A 15,947-nucleotide genomic window follows, 5' to 3' on the forward strand; every position below is an offset into this window, starting at 1 on the left:
TTCTCCAGATCCGCAGTTATGCGGCGGCCACGCCGTACGAAAGTAGGGGGCCGGCATGGCGGATCGTGGGAGTCATCCACACGGTGAGCTGCCTAAGCTCGCTGAGGTGAACTGGAACTGGGCCGGGGTCGGCCGGGTGATTCTGGTCTTGTTAACGACCTGGATCGTGGTGAACAACGGTGCAGCGACCACGGACGGCGGCTACCTGTCCATGGTCGCGGCCGTGGCGCTGCTGTGCGGAGCGGCCCTGCTCGTGCCCCGCCTGCCCTGGCCGGTCGCATCGCTCCTGACCACCGCGGCAACGGCGTGGTGGGGCTGGATCACCGTGCCGCTGTTCGCGATAGCGCTGTACGACCTGGCCGCACGCCGCCGCCTGCGGGTGGCGGTCGGCTGCGCGGTGGTCGCGCTGACCGCCAATCTCCTCCTCAGCCGGCACGATGTCTCGCTGTGGCTCCGGACAGCTTACGGAATGGTGCTGTTGCTGCTGCTGGCCGTGGTCATCGGCCTGTGGCGGGGCAATCGGCGGCGCCTGCTCGGCGCGCTGGCCTCCGAGATCGACCTTTACGCACCACGTCCACACAAGCCCTGAGCGACCTGCGTGACGTCCTCGGCGCTCTCCGCGATCCCGAAGCCGCCGATCCACGAGCGCTGCTCGCGCCCGCGATCCCGCCCCCCTGCCACCCGCATCGAGGTCACCAACTCTCCTGGCGCACCCGGCTCTCCTGGCACCAGGACGGTCACCTCCGGGTACGGGCTCGTCGGCCTCCGCGAACGCGTCACGACATTGGGCGGCCACCTGTCCACCGGGCCCGCGGGCGCGGGGTCCTGGCGGCTGGCCGCCCACATTCCGCACCCCGTCGACATCGAACAGAACGGCACCACCGCATGATCCGCACCATGATCGTCGATGACGACGCCCTGGTCCGCCTGGGGCTGGCCGACCTCCTGGGCGACGACCCGGACATCGAGATCGTCGCCCAGGCCGCCGACGGCCTGCAGGCCGTCGAGCAGGCCACCGCCTACCGCGTCGACGTGGCTCTGGTCGACGTCCGCATGCCGCGCATGGACGGCATCACCGCGACCGCGCGGCTGCGTGCCCTGCCCCACCCGTCGAAGGTGATCACCCTGACCACCTTCGACCTCGACGAGTACGTCTACAACGCCCTCGCCGCCGGAGCCGACGGGTTCCTGCTCAAGGACACCGACCCGGCGGAGCTCCTGCGGGCCGTCCACCTGGTGGCCGTCGGCTCGGCCATGCTCCATCCCACCGCGGCCCGTCGCCTCATCGACCGCTACCACGCCACCAGCCGGCCCAAGGCCGCCGCCGCCCGGGCCCGGCTGGACCAGCTCACTCCCCGCGAACGGGACGTGCTGGCCCTGCTCGCCCAGGGCGAGACCAACGCCGATATCGCCACTCACCTCGCCATGCGGGAAAGCACCGTCAAAGCCCACGTCAGCCGCATCCTGACCGCGTTGGGAGTCACCAACCGTGTCCAAGCCGCTCTCCTGGCCCGCGACGCGGGACTCACCGCCTGAATGACGAGAAAATGATCCACGCGCCCCCTGATCGTCCAGGCAGGGCGGCTTTCAGGCGGAGCTCGCGCCGGCGCCGGATCTTGGAGCAACACCAGGTTGACCACGCATCTGCGGCCTCATACGATCACGCCCCGAGGGCCTCGGCGTCTGTTTCCCATCGTTACGACTTAAGGTTTGCCATGCGTCACGGTCGGATGCGCACCACTCCCCTCAGCCTTCCCACCGTGCTCGCCGGCGTCCTGCTCCTTTCGGCGTGCGGATCGGAGACTGCACGGAGCGACGGCTGGCAGCGGAACCAGGGACCTGACTCGGCAGACCGGCGCGGTGACCCCTCATGCGGTGCCCCGTCCACCGGTACGCCATTCACGCCCGGAGCTTCGGTGCTTCCTGGCCGCTCGGAGGATCTGGAGAAGGACGGCGTCAAGATAACCAGGCTGAACGTTCGGTCCCGCGACTGCGAACTCGACCCGCTCTCCGCCGAGTTCCAGGTCACCAATCACGAAGCCGAACCCTTCACGTACACCATCAGCTTCGACTTCGTGTCCCACTCCGGGGAGGTGCTGGCAGGTACGGAACGGACGGTCCCAGCGGTCAAGCCCGGTCAGACCGTGAATCGCACCGTCGACATAGGCCGGCTTCCTCCGCACGAGTCCACCGCGGTGGGTGTGCGAATCGCCAAGGTCAGAAGCGTCCCGGCGGACGAGGCGCCCGCCCCGGCAGGTCCCTGCCCGCCTTCCGGCATCCGCGTCACACTGGGCGACGCTGACGCCGCCATGGGGCTCCGCGTCGTGGGACTCCATCTGGAGAACTGCTCGACTCGCGCCTACCACATCGACGGCTACCCGCGGCTCCAGCTCCTCGACGAGGACAGAAAGCCCGTCACCGGCGTCGAGGTCCTGCGCGGCGGCGGCGGCATCTCCACCGTGACCGGCTTCGACGACCCGCCCCAGCCGGTGACCCTGAAGCCGGGCCAGAGCGCCTCCGCCGGTCTGATGTGGCGCAACACCGTCACTGCCGGCACTTCCGTGAACGTGCCGTACGTCAGGGTGAACGTCAAGGCCGGTGCCCGTCCTGTGATGGTGACGCCGGAGCTCGATCTCGGCACCACCGGGAAACTCGGCGTCAGCCCGTGGAAGAAGGACGAGGTTCCATAACCCCTGTCGAAGTACCGTGCTGCTCGACAGCCCCGACGAACCGCTTCCCCTCGCAGACTTGCCGTTCGCGCTCGGCACCGATCGGCACACCACGCTCAGCTCCAGCCGAATCGGTGATCTCGTCCGCGCCGCCCTTGTTCTGATGCGCTTCGAACGTCATCGGATCAGCTGAAACTCAGTGAGAAAACCTCATTGATGCTGGCTCTGCGGTGGCCTCGAAATGAGAATGGCCCACTTGGCGCCTGGGGGTACCTCTACCGTGATGCTACGAACAGCTACTTCGTCAGGGATCATGCCTACCCGAATGTTGCCAGGTCCGACAGAGCATTGGTGAGGCAGCCGGCTCTGATCCACGTGGACAATCATCGTCCCACTTGCTCCCACGCAGTCGAGGGTGAGGCCAAACGACGCCCTCATCTTGAGTTTTGTGCTCCAGGCAGAGTTCTGGCCCTGCTCATCGACATGATGAAGCAACACCTTACCTTTGACGCCCCGCGCAAGATCGGCGAGTGGACGCATGGTTGCAGGTGGGTCGACCAGGCCGTAAGGCCTTGATCCGGAGTCCTGGCCGTGTTGGCCACGAACCGAAACTGCGCAACCGGCCAAGAGGGAGACGACGGAAATGGCAAAACCGAACGTGCGCACGTAGCACCCTTCAGCGATCAAGACGGGACAAGATTATTGCAGTGGTACTTCCCGCACCAGTCGCTTTGGGCTGATCTTCCCGTCGACCCTGGCCCTTGGTCTGCTTGTGCTTGTCCTGGGCGACGGCGACGGGACGATCAGGCGTCCGCAACCAGTTATGGCCCCTGGGGTTTGCAGGTGGATCATCCCGGAACCGGAGGCCCCCGCCGGAGGTGAATTCTTCGACATCAACCCTATGTCGCTGTATTCTTCCCGTGCCGTCGCGTTCAAATGCTGAATGGGAGTTCAGGCAAGCGCTTGTGCGTTCGTCCCCCGGTGATCGGGGTGAGCCGGTTCGAGTCCGGTAGTTCGTGGCGGCTTCATCCTCGCGGCGGTACGGCACGGGCGGCGAGCGCGTTGCTTACGGTGCGGCCGGTGTGCGGCGGGCGGCGGGAGCCGCTGCCGGCCGCGACCGGACCCAGGCCGCACGCACGGCCGGCGAGCGGGCGACGGCCCGCGAGGAATCAAGGCCGAGGAGAAGACGCGGTCCTGCTCGCTTTGGTGGTCAAGGATCGACAGCAGGTCGCCGTCGGCGAAGCCCCGGAGATAGCCGCCTCACCCCTGCCGACCCGGATCGCGACCCGGAGCTCTCTCGCGAAGCCCTCAAGCGTCTGGAGGCGGTCGTAGAAAGGATGAGCCGATGAGCAAGACGATCACGTATGTCGTCACCTTCGAGAATGGGCGGTGGGTGTCGCGCTGCCCTACGGGGGAGGTCGAAGGAGTCGGTGGGGCAAGCTCCTTGTCTCAACTGGAGCGCGACTTGGCGGAGATCCACGCCTGGGCCTGGCCCGAGGAAACCCCTGGAGTGGAGTTCGTGTTCGATCTTCCAGAGGAGGTCGCAGGGGTGGTAGCGGAATACAGCCGTGAGAAGGAACTAGCGGAAGCTCACACCAAGCGCGCCATGGAACTGGCCGTCAAGGCCGCGAAGGTGCTGACGAGTCATTGGTCCTAGCCAGACACGGCACGCGTCATGGGCCTATCCATGCAACGTGTCCACCAGTTGAAGGTAAGCGCCTGACGGTCGCCGGACGTCCGGCTTTTGTTCGCTGCAGTCGTAGGTACGACACCGCGGCGCAGTTGCACGGTACCTTGAGCTTCCCCTCGTTGGCGCCGATGTTCCTTCCGCCGTGCCTGTGCCGGGCGTGAGAAAGCCCGAGGGCGTCGGCGCGCCAGCGAGCGGTGGAGAAGAACCGGCGCGCGCGGCAGTGAAAACCGCGTTCGCGTACGGGGGGGATGGTGAGGCCGCGGGTGACCGGGCCGCGCGGGAAGGCCGACCAGCCCGCGCCGTCTTCGGCGGAGGTGACGTCCAGGCCGAGGATCTCGCGGTGGTCATGCCGCGTATAGCCCGTCACTGGCGACAGACGGCGGCTCTCGGTGGCCTACGGCTGCATGCCGGGCAGGCATGATCCGTTGAGAAGCCGCAGCTCAGGCAGGGTTTCCCTGATCAAACGTGGTAGGGCGGGTGGGACTTGAACCCACGACCCACGGATTATGAGTGGAGGATTCCTTACGCTGCCCTCGCGGTCGCCGACCTGCTCTGTTGTGGTGCTGATCTCTGACCCGTAGAAAGATCATCCCGCACATATCCCGCAGCTGCGGTGAGGCGTACTCTTCTCGTCCATGTCGGAGAACGATCTCCAGGATCGTGCGGAACCGTTCCCCCTGCTGTCGAGATCCATAGGAGCTGCTGTGTCGCCGGAGGAAGCTCTGCTCAACCCCGCCCGGCTTCACACGGCGGAGGAAGTCCGCTCGAAGGACTGCCCCATACCGGCGACCTCCGGCGTCTACGCCTGGTACTTCACGTCGCCACCGCCAGGCGTGCCAACCGATGGCTGCCATGGCTGGAGTGGTGCGGTGCTTCTCTACGTTGGCATCTCGCCGAAGGCGCCGCCGAAGAACGGGCGTGCGCCTAGCCGGCAGGCCATTCGTGACAGGGTCCGTTACCACTATGGCGGCAACGCGGAAGGTTCGACCCTTCGCCTCACCTTGGGTTGACTTCTGGCGGATGAGTTGGAAATCAGCCTTCGTCGGGTGGGCAGCGGCAAGCGCATGACCTTCGGTCACGAGGGGGATGCACAGCTTACCGACTGGATGGCTCGACACGCTCGGGTCGTGTGGACGGCCGTGGATAACCCCTGGGAGCTTGAGGAGCAGTTGATCAGGTCTTTGGTCCTGCCGCTCAACCTCGATCAGAACCGCCACAGCTCTTTCCATCGAAGGCTTTCCGCGCTTCGCGCCCAGCACAAGGCGGTCGCCCGCTCGCTACCGGTAGAGAGAAGGTGAGACTGAGATACCGACCTTCTGATCCGTAGGTCTCAAAACGATCGCCAGTGCCGTTCAGGATCGTTCGGCGGTCTGGTCCGCGATCGCCCCGTTGTTCAAGTTCGTTCGGCCCAGTTCATGATCGTAGGTTTGGGTGGCTCCCCCAGACAACCTCGGAATGCCTGCTTGCAAGCGCGTAAGCAACCACGCGCGACCCCCGTTGTTACTACTCGCCTTGAGCAAGTGGGAGGCGCGGGGAGTCAAGGTGAACATGATCAGAGGTCGCCCCGTCGGGCATGCACGGGCGGGGCGACCGCCTCGGCTAACGGACTGCGGCCCCGTCCCCTGGTCCGCCCCCGTCCTCCTCGTAGCTGCTGACCCCCAGGACGAGACCGCCGAGGCAAGGGTCAGCGAAGCTGATCGCGAAGCGACGCCGTAGGCGCCCTTGACGCGGCGGTCTCGTCTGGGACACTCACGCAGCGAGGAGGGCGAAGGCATCGAATTGAAAGTGGGCCGTTTTGGTCGGCCCGAGGATGCGCTGACATGCTCTGATCGGTCAGAGCCGTTTCGCCATGCACCAGGTGATCAGTCCGACTTTTGGTCAGCTGCATGCTTGAGATCCGAGGGAGGGTTGAAGGGCTTACCCTCGGCATCAACGATCTGAGCGAGTTCTGCGGGTTGAACCTCGATCCTTAAAATAGACCACGGCCACGGCTCTTCTGAGATTCCGCCAGCTAAGAGCATTCGGCGCAGGAATCCACCTACCAGGAAGCCCTGGTCAAGCAGGTCCTTGAGATAGTTTCCTATCGTCTTTTCTGCGTCTCGCTGCTCGCGGATGCTATGAAGATCCCCTGAGATGTCCATATAATCCCTGACAAGGTCCAGGAACCCCAGAATGGAGTCTTCCTCTTCCTCTGATAGACCGTCGGGTATTGTGTACTCGAACGCCTGACAATCCTTGATTATGCTCCAGAGTTCTTTGCCTCTTAGGAACAACTTCAGAGTGCGAGGTTCGGCGAAGCTGGGGTCCGGTACAAGCTTGACGGGCCCTGGGCCGGAGGCTCCAAGAGAGGAGATCCACCCCTTGTGGGACTTTTTGATTTCGCGTAACCGTTCAACAGTGAAGTGATTGACCTGATCGTCAATTTGTTTATGATGCTCACTGCACAGCAGAATCAGATTTTCGTGACTATCCACTAAGTGTTCGGCTAGTCCGCCCGATCGAGGGCCGTTAGATCCTCGTCCAACGATGTGCGCCTCCTCGCCAAAAACGGAGGGGTCGTCCGTCTCTGTTCCCGCAGTAAGTAGTTGACGACGGCAAATGGCACATCTGCCGCCCGCCTCTATCCATAGGATCTTCCGCGTCCGCTCAGAGATCGCCATAATAACCTCCCAGAGTTACTCTGCCGCCGAAGGCGCGGCTGACGGTTCAGTGAAATCTCCACTTGCACTGCTCGCTACACGACGCTTTTTAAATTCATTGAAGCGGGCCGTGAATACATAGAGGTAATCCATCAGTGCTTCCGCCAATTCAAGGGAATCCTGGGCATCCTGGCGTGCAACGGGTCTTCCGGTGAAGTGGGCAGCCTCGTTACCAAGGACCCGAAGCTCTTGAGCCCAATCTAGGAGCCTGCCTTCAATGAGTCCCAGGCGTTTCATCTCCTCAAGGGCCTTATAGAGGGGCGAGACGGTGACGTCATGGTCGCGACATACGCCTTCTAGGGTGCGCCTTACCATGACTAATACCGCAGTATACGAGCCGACCTTGAAGCAAGATCGGGCTTCATGATGCTCGCGCCGGATCGCTTCCGGTATGGCCGCACTGAGAGTTCGTTCGACCTGGGGCCATATCACCTGGGCCGCTGTTCGAGCTGACCGCTTTTCCGAGTAGTCTTCCCCCATGTGCATCTGATGCTTGACGACCAGAATTGAATAACACATTTTGCATTCGGTGATCGCGAACCGCGTGAATGGTTCGGGATCCCAGGGATATTCGTTTGCGTATTCCGCTTTCTCGGTCGCCAACTGTCGCTGTTGACATGTAGGACACTCGACAGTGTATTCGTAAGCGGTAGGCATGAGTGGATAGTAACCGTAGACGAGATGTTTGTCAGGACATCGGACAGAAACCAAGCGCTACTTCCGTTGACCCGATGGGACACGAGCCAGTAGGGTGGAAGGCTGACATAACGTAGCACGCCGTTCGGCCGGACAACGGCGATATGACCGCTGGTCTCGGCGTAAAGCAGAGCGCCCTGCAGGCGAACGCACCTGGGCGTGTGCTCAGCTTGTCCCCGGTCGATGGCCAGCGGGGCGATCAGGCTCCTATCTTTAGCCCTCTATGGCCGTCACGATGAGAAGGCTCTAAACGATCACTTCGAAGCCGGAGAGCCTGCCGAAGCATGGTCATTTGAATTGTCAGTAGCGACCTTTATCATCTTGAGCATGGCGGAGACACGCAGCAACACAGCGGCACAGGTGAACGTAGAGGTAGCTCTCAGATGGCGGCGCATCGGTGAAGTAAGCGCGAACTTCTTGCCGGATACTGACGCGATTACTGACGTATGGATGCCATTACGGGCTCCGCGCGGACCCGGGCTCTACAGATTCACAATGGAGTTCGAGCACGGACGGCTGATATATATCGGTGAAAGCGAAAGCGTCCAAAGGCGCATTAGCGTCTACAAGTATACATATAAGGAGTGGCCGCAAACTACAGAATCGTTTGTAACGGAGCAGATTCGAAAAGCATTGATTCGACGCGCCCCCATCTCTGTACATGCAGCGACGCGAGGAAAGATCAAGTTTGATGGAGAGGAAGAGGACCTTTATATGGAGGTGACATCGCAGAGGCGTTTTGCGGAGGCAGCTGCCGTGCTTCTTGAAGAGAGGCGAGTTAGGGATGACGGTAGTGTGGTTGTTCTAAATCGCATTCTTAATAGTCATCGCATGGTATTCCTTGATTCGTTCTAGTCGGGCTGGGCGGTAGTTGCAGACCGCTGCTGAGGAGTACTTCATGTAACGGGCCGGGCGCCGCCGGCGGCCGGGACCGGCCCCCAGGCCGCATGCCCGGCCGCCGAGCGGCCGCAGGGCCGCGAGGCGGCGCGAAGCGCCGCCCTCGATTCCTACAAGCGCAATTCTGCAATTGAAAGGCTTGAGGTGCCGTTGTCGGCCGATCTTTCGTGCGTCGTTTGCGGGTGGCGCACGTCAGAAGGCAGTGGATGCCCCTGAGGTAGGAGTTGGCGGGCTCTCATCCCAGGATCGACACGGCCCTGGTGTACGCCTGACCGGCCAGGTCGGCGACCATGGCCTGCTCGCGGGCCGGGTCATTGGCATCATCTCTTGGGGCGGGAGCACGCCCAGGTGCACCTCGATGAGGTAGTCGCCGCAGCGGATCAGGGCACCCCAGGTCACCGGGAGGGCGCTGGACGTGTCCCACTGGCGGCACGCGCTCACGTCCGCGGGGTGCGGTAGCGCGACCTGCTCGTAGCGGCTCGTCCATGAGCCCTGCCCGTCGGTCAGCCGCACGGTGGACACGACGCTGGCGGGTCGGCCGCCAGGCGATCCAGGCTCGATCGGGAGGCGTACACGATCGACTCGCTGATCTTCAGCCCCGCGAAGGCGCCCCCGGCGGAGTCGACGAGAAAGGCGCCGCCGAGCACGCCGTCAGGCTCCTTCAGGGAGGCGATGGCGCTCCAGACGCCCTGGGTCCACTGCCCGCACTCTGGGTGGTCGACGGGTGGGGCGCCGAGCTGTGTCTGGCCGATGGTCGCGATCCGCTTGCTGGTGAACGGCGCCGCCTCGGGCGGTACCTCGTCCAGGGTCCTCGCGCTGTGAAACCGCTTAAGCAGTGCCCGCCGGACGAGGTCGCCCCGGCTTCCCTTCGGCCAGGCCACTGCGGGGGGCGCCGGGGGCGCTGGGGTCGACAAGTCGAATCTGACGCAGGTCGGCCGCTCGCAGTCCGAGGAGCCAGCGGGTGAGGGTGTCGATGAGGTGCTGGGCGAGGGTGCGGCTGTGCTCGCCCGCTCTGATCGCATGGCCCGGGCGCAGGCTCCCGTGGCCGTACCGGCCAAGCACACCGCCAGGGGGACGGCGACCGCGCCCCACCATCGGCGTCGGCGCACGCCCGTCCGCGTACGTTCGCAGCCTGATCATCTCGCCAGAAGATACCGAGCATGCGAGCGGATGTCGAGCCGCAACATCATAGCCATCTTGCCCCACAACACCTATGTTTCCTGAATCACCTGTCGCTCATGTCCTGGGACAGAAACGTCAGGTACCTCTTGGGATTAGACAAAAGGCTTGAGGTAGAGAGTCGTCGGTTCAGCTCAGTTGAGAAAGCAATGCGAGAAGTTCATTGGGTAGCTGGAGCTTCCTCCACACAGATGCTTCATCGAAGCGGCTCTGGCGCTTTCCGTACAACCGCCTGAGTTGGTCGCCGATGTACCCGAGTCCCCTGACGGGCATAAGGTCGCGCATCGCCAGAAGCTCATGGCTCTTCTTCGGGTAATCATAGTCGGCAACGCTAATTATCCGGGCGAGGGTGTGCGAGAGTAGGGGAGCCGCCGATAGCGCCTCTCGCAGTTCTGAATTCAGGACATCGACGGACTCTCTGTTCGCTAGCCGGAGAAGGACCCTAGCTGCTCGAACGATGCTCGAGTCCGTATCCCGATAGTCGTGAACTATCGACATCAGTGCCTCTGGGAAATCCCGCGGGCCTGTTGTCATAAAGGCAAGAGCTACGAGAAGCCCTGTGAAATTAGGGTGCCTGATAATAGCCTCTTCGATTCGCGTAGTATCCATGCCATTTGTATCCATATAAGTACGTAGATGCTCGACTGGCAGGGATGCGAAAAGTTCGGACCATCTATAATCTGTTAAGTCTACAGACCACGAGCTTGAGAAGAACTGTGGAGAGATGAACTTGTTGTTCTGTGCCACCTCAAGAAGCGCTTGTTGATACCACTGAGCATTATGCGACTTGAGATCTTCAGGGTGCAGGCGATCCAAGAGTAGCGTCGCCAGAGTAGTCCTAACGGGCCCAGGGGGGGCCATATCGAAAGCTCTAATCAGAGCCTCGGCTTTCAGCTGGACGGCCTCCCCCTCCTTCAACGCACGAAGAGGGAATCGATAGAGGTAGGGTACGTCCCGGATTGTAAGAGCAGGAGGTGCTCCCACTAACTCCTCAATTTCCACCCCATCATTTTCCCATGAATCTTCTACTGACTGCCAGTTGGCTCTGTCTCCAAAACCGCCTTCGCGGATGAAATTCGCTATGGCTTCGGGATCGGCGCCAGCGTGTATAGATTCAACGCATTCCGCCAGCGGCCATGGATACTCGTGCAGGCGGTTATAGGGTAGGTTATCGCGGACGTTGTTCCGATTGAAGCGATGGATGAGATCCGCAAGCTTCTGCGGATCTGGATTCGCAGTAAACTCTCCCGCCAGTTTCAGCCATGCCATAGCAGGGGATTCCACCGGAAAGTCATGTGGGGGAATAAGATGCTCCTGTGGAACTGACATGCGCGATTGGTGTATCCGAACTACTCCTATTTCTCGCTTTCCCTGCATCAACCTTATGGTTCGTTCAGTGGGTCCCGATCTATGGTAACGCCGGCCTTCGTACTTGGCAGTCCATCGCAACCATTCGGGAGCCTCGGAGAGGACCCAAGGACCAAGCCTCCTCGGCATGTCGTTGCCAGCACGCTGCCTAGCAGTAACACCATACTGGGGCATGATTCCGGGTATATAATGGTTCTGATATTCCCGAAGAAGGAACTCGCTCAGCCACTGGCTTTTCCCTGTAGTCGCACCTACCAAGGTACTGAATAGACCTGCGTCGACTGTGACCTCGCTGAGACTTCTTTGTATCAGCTCCTCAAACTGATTGCCGTGCGTCTCTGCCAGGAGCACGAGGCATTCCCACGCCGCGTGCTTTCTGTCTATAGACGTAAGGTTCCCTATGCGTCCTTCTATTTCTTCTAAGAAGATGTCAGATGTTTCTGGCAGATACACTCCCGCCAGTCGACGTGCCAAACCAGATGACGGGCGGTCTAGTAGTTGGAGAGCCAAACGCGAGAGAGACCGGCGCTTATGGGGCTGTCTACGCGCCGGCCCATCTTCTAGCAGATCGAGTGCCAGTTCGGATCCGGTCCGTAGGGCACGAGAGAGGGGGTCTTCAGGATCGTCATTCAACTCGAAGCAGATGGATTCGATAGTGTCCCGTAGATGGCGTCGATCCTCGAAACAACGTCCAGCGGCAAACAGAAAGACGTTACGCCAATTCGTTGATGAAGCGGCCTGCTTGAGGCGATCTTGTACGGCCGAATCCTGGCCCTCCATAAGCCCTTCAGCTGCCATGAATTCTTGGAGGGATCGAATTTCAAAGCCGATTTGATTAATCTCAAGGCCTACTAGGAACACCAAGCGCTGTCCGGCAGCTTCGATTATTTGCCGTTTGAGCTCGCTGAGCGAATTTCCTTCATGACCCTCTTCGATGAGGTATTCCTCGACTATCTGGGAAAACTCTGTCAACGTTAGCCGGGCTTCAGTACCTCCAGACTTTTCGCTAGCTACCTGCAGGAGAAGGCCGACACGGCGATGGATAGCGTGAACATCGGACGGATGTTCCTTCAGTACGCGGACGGACGCGATGTCCCGTTCGGTTTCCCGTGCATAAATTAGATCGTAGTATGCCCGGAATAATGCCCAACGCTCTTCTGGGGGGCTTCCAACGCGATCGACGAGCAGCGTCAGGATTGTAACTTGGAGGGGGCTGCGCATAAGCCGAGCAGTAGCAGGCGTTGTTGCAGCGCGCTGTAGCCGTGAAACGATTTTATTGACGCGATCAGGATCGCCGCCAAAACGCACCTGTGCTAGTTTCTGCCCGTAATCAAGTGCCGTGCGTGGTGCAAGCGGGACCAGATAACGATGCACATATTGTTTCGGAGAAAACTCCTGGTTGTATCCTTGCGGACGGCTAGTTGCGACCACAAGAATGTCCATATTCGCTGTCGCTATATCGATCCAGAAACTGCTAACGGCGCTTAGGACATCCTCGCGATTAGTAGAAGCTGGCACCTCGTCGAGGCCATCTAGCACGAGCACGGATGGGTATTGAACGAGAAGACGTTCCATCTCTTCCGCGGAGACGGTCACTCCCACCCTGCTCGAAAATTTAAGGGCTATATATGACAGAACGCTGTCACTCTTGTTGCTGGCCATAGCGGCCGCGAATTCGCTTAATACGATTCGAAAGGGGATGCGACGAGCTGTCGGCTCAGGGAGGCTACCGGTCTTCCACTGTTGCCTGATTGTTCCGATTGCCGTTGCAACCTCAGGTGCTAGCTTTAGAGGCGGTACGTCTTGTAGAAGGGCTGCCCGGAATACTTGACATACGAATTGACCTAGTGTCGTCTTTCCTTGCCCAGGACCGCCAATCAAAACAAACCTGCCCTTGCCTGGGTTGGCCTCTGGGTCAGCATGATTGGCAAAAGAACTAGCAGCGTGACCAATTAGGGTTGCCACAAACCCTTGATCGAGCTCTGGCCCCGGTAGGCCACGGCTATCATGATCAGGCGACGTAGGCTCGGCGCTAGTGGGAAGGTCAACAAAAACTTGCGATAGCGGGATAGCTTCGTCCGCTGAATGCCCGGCCTGTTCCAGTCGTGCGAATTGATCGGATAGAAGCTCTCTCTGCAGGAATTTGACGATCAGCTTGTAATAGTCGCGTTCTCTGCTCTTGATGTGACGCGCAAGCTCTGCAAGAACGTCGCCTGGAGTTATCCAGGCTGCATATGACATGCGGACATCTTCATTGTGGTCAAGCAATAGGCGAAGCTTGTCATAGTCCCAAACGTCGAACCCTTTCAGCTGGAAGCGTTCTGCGAACTCTGCTAGCAGCTCAAATACTTTATCTTTACTCCCGCTCTCTGCTGTTGCAGTGAGCGTCACATTGGTTGCGAAGATGAAGTATTCTGGAATTCGTCGACGATTTCCGGGATTGGTAAATTTCCTCAGTTCCGCTTTGAGTTCTTTGATCGCCCATCGCCCATCGAGAGGGGCCGAACGGGGTCGCCGTAGAAATTTAGCCTGCAATAAGCCGTAGCCTGACCAGCGGTCAGTGGTGGGCCCGTAGTTTGTAGGCCCATCGAACGTTGCCTCGCGTCCTCCGTCGGGGCCATCGCCGAAGGGCGTTATCAAAGCTGTTATCGCATCGTAGGCGAGGGCTTGTACGAGGTGTTCGAATGCTCGAGGGTCGAGTCCATCAAGACGGTAGTCGTTCATCTTCGTCCTAAATTCTCTAGCTGGTCCACGATAGCCGAGAGACGGCAGCTAGGCCACTTCGGTACGCGATAGGTGGAGTGGGGCCGATGTCTCACAACATAGATGGGATGGCCTAAATCCTCATATTTGGGCAGCGTCATATAGGGCTTGCCTCCTTGTTCTGCATGTACGTGGGCGATGTTGGGCGGTAGCTTCGCTGTGTGGCTACCAACGAAGAGCGGTCGCGGTGGGTCGTGCATGGTGAGCGGCTGATCTATGACAACCGGTGGATCCGGCTGGGCCTGGTGGACGTGGAGATCCCCGATGGGGAGCGGTTCGAGCATCACGCGGTGCATCTGGACCGGGCGGCTATCGCCGTGGTGGTCGACGAGCAGCAGCGGGTGCTGATGATGTGGCGGCATCGGTTCCTGTTCGACCGGTGGGGCTGGGAGTTGCCGGGCGGCCTGGTCGACGCTGGGGAGGACCCGATGACAACGGCGGCCCGGGAGGCGGAGGAGGAGACCGGGTATCGGGTCAAGGAGATCGAGCACCTGGTGACCTATCAGCCGATGGCCGGCATGGTCGACTCCGAGCACAACCTGTATCTCGCCCGCGGTGCCGAGCTGGTGAAGGAGCCCAGTGGGGAGATCGAGGCGGACCTGATCGAGTGGGTTCCGATGAAGGAGATCCCGGACATGATCGCCCGGGGGGACATCTGGACCTCGGGGACGCTGGTGGGTCTCTACGCGGCCCGGGATCGGCTCAACGGAGAGCGCGGGTAAGTCGACGGCTGAGTTCGTCGATGCGCTTGCGTTGGCGGCGTGAGCCGGTCATGGTCGCCAGGTGCTTCGCGCGCTGGATGTGTGGTTGGGCGGCTTCCGGGTCGCCCAGGGCCAGCAGGGCATGTCCCAGATCGCAGCGAAGTGCGGCCTCGGCTCGGTTGTAGGTGCCGTCCATTCCGGCCAACGCTGACCGGAGATCCTCAATGGTGCCGGGGTCGCCGAACCGGACGAGGCAGTTGCCACGCCACCGGGCGAGGTGATGGATGTCGAGCGACAGGTAGGGCATGTCGGGGTCGCTGTGCCCGCTCGGTAGGAGAGCGGCGGCCTGGTCGAGTGCGGCCCGGCAGGTGGCCTCGTCGCCCAGGATCGCGGTGGCTTCGGCTTCGGCCGCCGAGAGCCATGAGCGCAGTCGGGCGGGGATGCGGTCGCGGTAGGTGGCGTGGACGTACTGCAGGAGTTCGGTTGCCTGGGCGGGCTGTCCCAGGTCCATGAGGACGTATGCCTGTTCGGCGGAGACGTGGGCGATGACGGCGGGGTCGTCGGCTTCGCGGGCGGCGGCTTTGGCGTTTTCGTAGTGGTTCCAGGCGTCGTTAAGGGCGCCGGTGTTGATGGCCTGCCATCCAGCGAGGGATTCCGTTTGTGCGAGTACGTGGGCGAGTTGTGCGCGTACGCCGGGCCGTATGGCGTGATGGTGGGTGCGCTGTATTTGGGAGATTTGAGCGCGCATTTTGTCGGCTATGGCGGCGCTGCCGAGCCGGCGGTCCAGTAGGCGCAGGTTGTTGGTGTCGGTGTTGAGGATCATCACCATCGTGGGGTCGATGACGGCGGCGGCCTCGATACGTGCAGAGAGTTCCTCGGCTTGCTCCTGATGCTCGTCGCCGTGGTCGCCGGTGGGGGAGGCGATGTCGAGCGGGGCCAGGCCGAGCAGCATGCGGGCGTGGTCAGGCAGGCCGAGGCCGGCGGCGATGCGCTCGTAGACCTCAAGGTCGGTGACTTGGCGCTGCCCGCGCATGAGCTGACTGATGCGGCCCTGGGCGATGCCGGTGGCGGCGCTGAGACGAACTTGGCTGGCCCCCGCGTACTTGACAGCGAGAGTGAACAAGCCCGCTACGTCGCGTTTTCTGAGGATTTCTCTGCTTTCGTCGCGCTCCCATACCCGTTCGGGTAGCTGGATCGGCTCGAAAGCGTTCCCGTGCATTCCGGCCTCCGGTCGTTCGCCCAGGCTGGTGGTGCATGGCTCGTGCTGAGAACTCTATAGCTCCCG

At 61.4% G+C, this 15,947-nt stretch carries 13 protein-coding genes and 1 pseudogene; 9 read left to right on the plus strand and 5 right to left on the minus strand.

The genetic code is table 11. From position 1 onward, the window contains the following. Nucleotides 1-106 precede the first annotated feature (106 nt). The 7 genes and pseudogenes from ABZ857_RS11585 (at nt 107) to ABZ857_RS11615 (ending at nt 5,657) form a co-directional block, all read left to right on the plus strand. The gene (locus ABZ857_RS11585; protein ID WP_357041339.1) at nt 107-589 is read left to right on the plus strand and encodes a hypothetical protein; all 483 of its coding nucleotides are present in this window, start codon (nt 107-109) and stop codon (nt 587-589) included. Nucleotides 590-598: 9 nt separating this feature from the next. Beyond that, nucleotides 599-889, plus strand: coding sequence for a hypothetical protein (locus tag ABZ857_RS11590; protein ID WP_357041342.1), 291 nt, complete (start codon nt 599-601; stop codon nt 887-889). Beyond that, nucleotides 886-1,536 (plus strand): response regulator transcription factor, encoded by a 651-nt coding sequence (locus ABZ857_RS11595; protein WP_357041345.1) that lies wholly within the window; start codon nt 886-888, stop codon nt 1,534-1,536. Before ABZ857_RS11590 ends, ABZ857_RS11595 begins: the two co-directional genes overlap by 4 nt. 380 nt (nt 1,537-1,916) lie before the next feature. Then, the gene (locus ABZ857_RS11600; protein ID WP_357041348.1) at nt 1,917-2,690 is read left to right on the plus strand and encodes a DUF4232 domain-containing protein; all 774 of its coding nucleotides are present in this window, start codon (nt 1,917-1,919) and stop codon (nt 2,688-2,690) included. Between the two features lie 16 nt (nt 2,691-2,706). Continuing rightward, complete coding sequence (locus ABZ857_RS11605; protein ID WP_357041350.1) at nt 2,707-2,862, plus strand: hypothetical protein; 156 nt, start codon at nt 2,707-2,709, stop codon at nt 2,860-2,862. 1,152 nt (nt 2,863-4,014) lie between these two features. Continuing rightward, nucleotides 4,015-4,326 (plus strand): hypothetical protein, encoded by a 312-nt coding sequence (locus ABZ857_RS11610; protein ID WP_357041353.1) that lies wholly within the window; start codon nt 4,015-4,017, stop codon nt 4,324-4,326. A 668-nt stretch (nt 4,327-4,994) separates the two neighbouring features. Beyond that, a pseudogene (locus ABZ857_RS11615) lies at nt 4,995-5,657 on the plus strand (GIY-YIG nuclease family protein). A gap of 564 nt (nt 5,658-6,221) precedes the next feature. Here the strand turns inward: ABZ857_RS11615 and ABZ857_RS11620 are convergent. Further along, nucleotides 6,222-7,019 carry an HNH endonuclease signature motif containing protein gene (locus tag ABZ857_RS11620; protein ID WP_357041356.1) on the minus strand — a complete coding sequence of 266 codons (798 nt, stop codon included), beginning with the start codon at nt 7,017-7,019 and terminating at the stop codon, nt 6,222-6,224. Nucleotides 7,020-7,034: 15 nt separating this feature from the next. Then, entirely contained in the window at nt 7,035-7,715 is a 681-nt protein-coding gene (locus tag ABZ857_RS11625) for a DUF4145 domain-containing protein (RefSeq protein ID WP_357041359.1), read from the minus strand. Nucleotides 7,716-8,081: 366 nt separating this feature from the next. On the opposite strand from ABZ857_RS11625, the gene ABZ857_RS11630 reads away from it, so the two are divergent. Beyond that, the gene (locus ABZ857_RS11630; RefSeq protein ID WP_357041362.1) at nt 8,082-8,609 is read left to right on the plus strand and encodes a hypothetical protein; all 528 of its coding nucleotides are present in this window, start codon (nt 8,082-8,084) and stop codon (nt 8,607-8,609) included. A gap of 545 nt (nt 8,610-9,154) precedes the next feature. Here ABZ857_RS11630 and ABZ857_RS11635 read toward each other — a convergent pair. Both ABZ857_RS11635 and ABZ857_RS11640 read right to left on the minus strand, forming a co-directional pair. Then, nucleotides 9,155-9,532, minus strand: a complete 378-nt coding sequence (locus ABZ857_RS11635) for a hypothetical protein (protein WP_357041365.1) — start codon at nt 9,530-9,532, stop codon at nt 9,155-9,157. Between the two features lie 427 nt (nt 9,533-9,959). Next, complete coding sequence (locus tag ABZ857_RS11640) at nt 9,960-13,922, minus strand: hypothetical protein (RefSeq protein WP_357041368.1); 3,963 nt, start codon at nt 13,920-13,922, stop codon at nt 9,960-9,962. A gap of 200 nt (nt 13,923-14,122) precedes the next feature. On the opposite strand from ABZ857_RS11640, the gene ABZ857_RS11645 reads away from it, so the two are divergent. Then, nucleotides 14,123-14,683, plus strand: a complete 561-nt coding sequence (locus ABZ857_RS11645; RefSeq protein ID WP_357041371.1) for an NUDIX hydrolase — start codon at nt 14,123-14,125, stop codon at nt 14,681-14,683. Here ABZ857_RS11645 and ABZ857_RS11650 read toward each other — a convergent pair. After that, nucleotides 14,664-15,881, minus strand: coding sequence for a helix-turn-helix domain-containing protein (locus ABZ857_RS11650; RefSeq protein ID WP_357041374.1), 1,218 nt, complete (start codon nt 15,879-15,881; stop codon nt 14,664-14,666). The two genes, ABZ857_RS11645 and ABZ857_RS11650, sit on opposite strands and share 20 nt — an antisense overlap. Nucleotides 15,882-15,947: the final 66 nt, after the last annotated feature.

The sequence above is a fragment of the Microbispora sp. NPDC046933 genome, assembly GCF_040644635.1.
In the GTDB taxonomy this organism is placed as follows: Bacteria; Actinomycetota; Actinomycetes; order Streptosporangiales; family Streptosporangiaceae; genus Microbispora.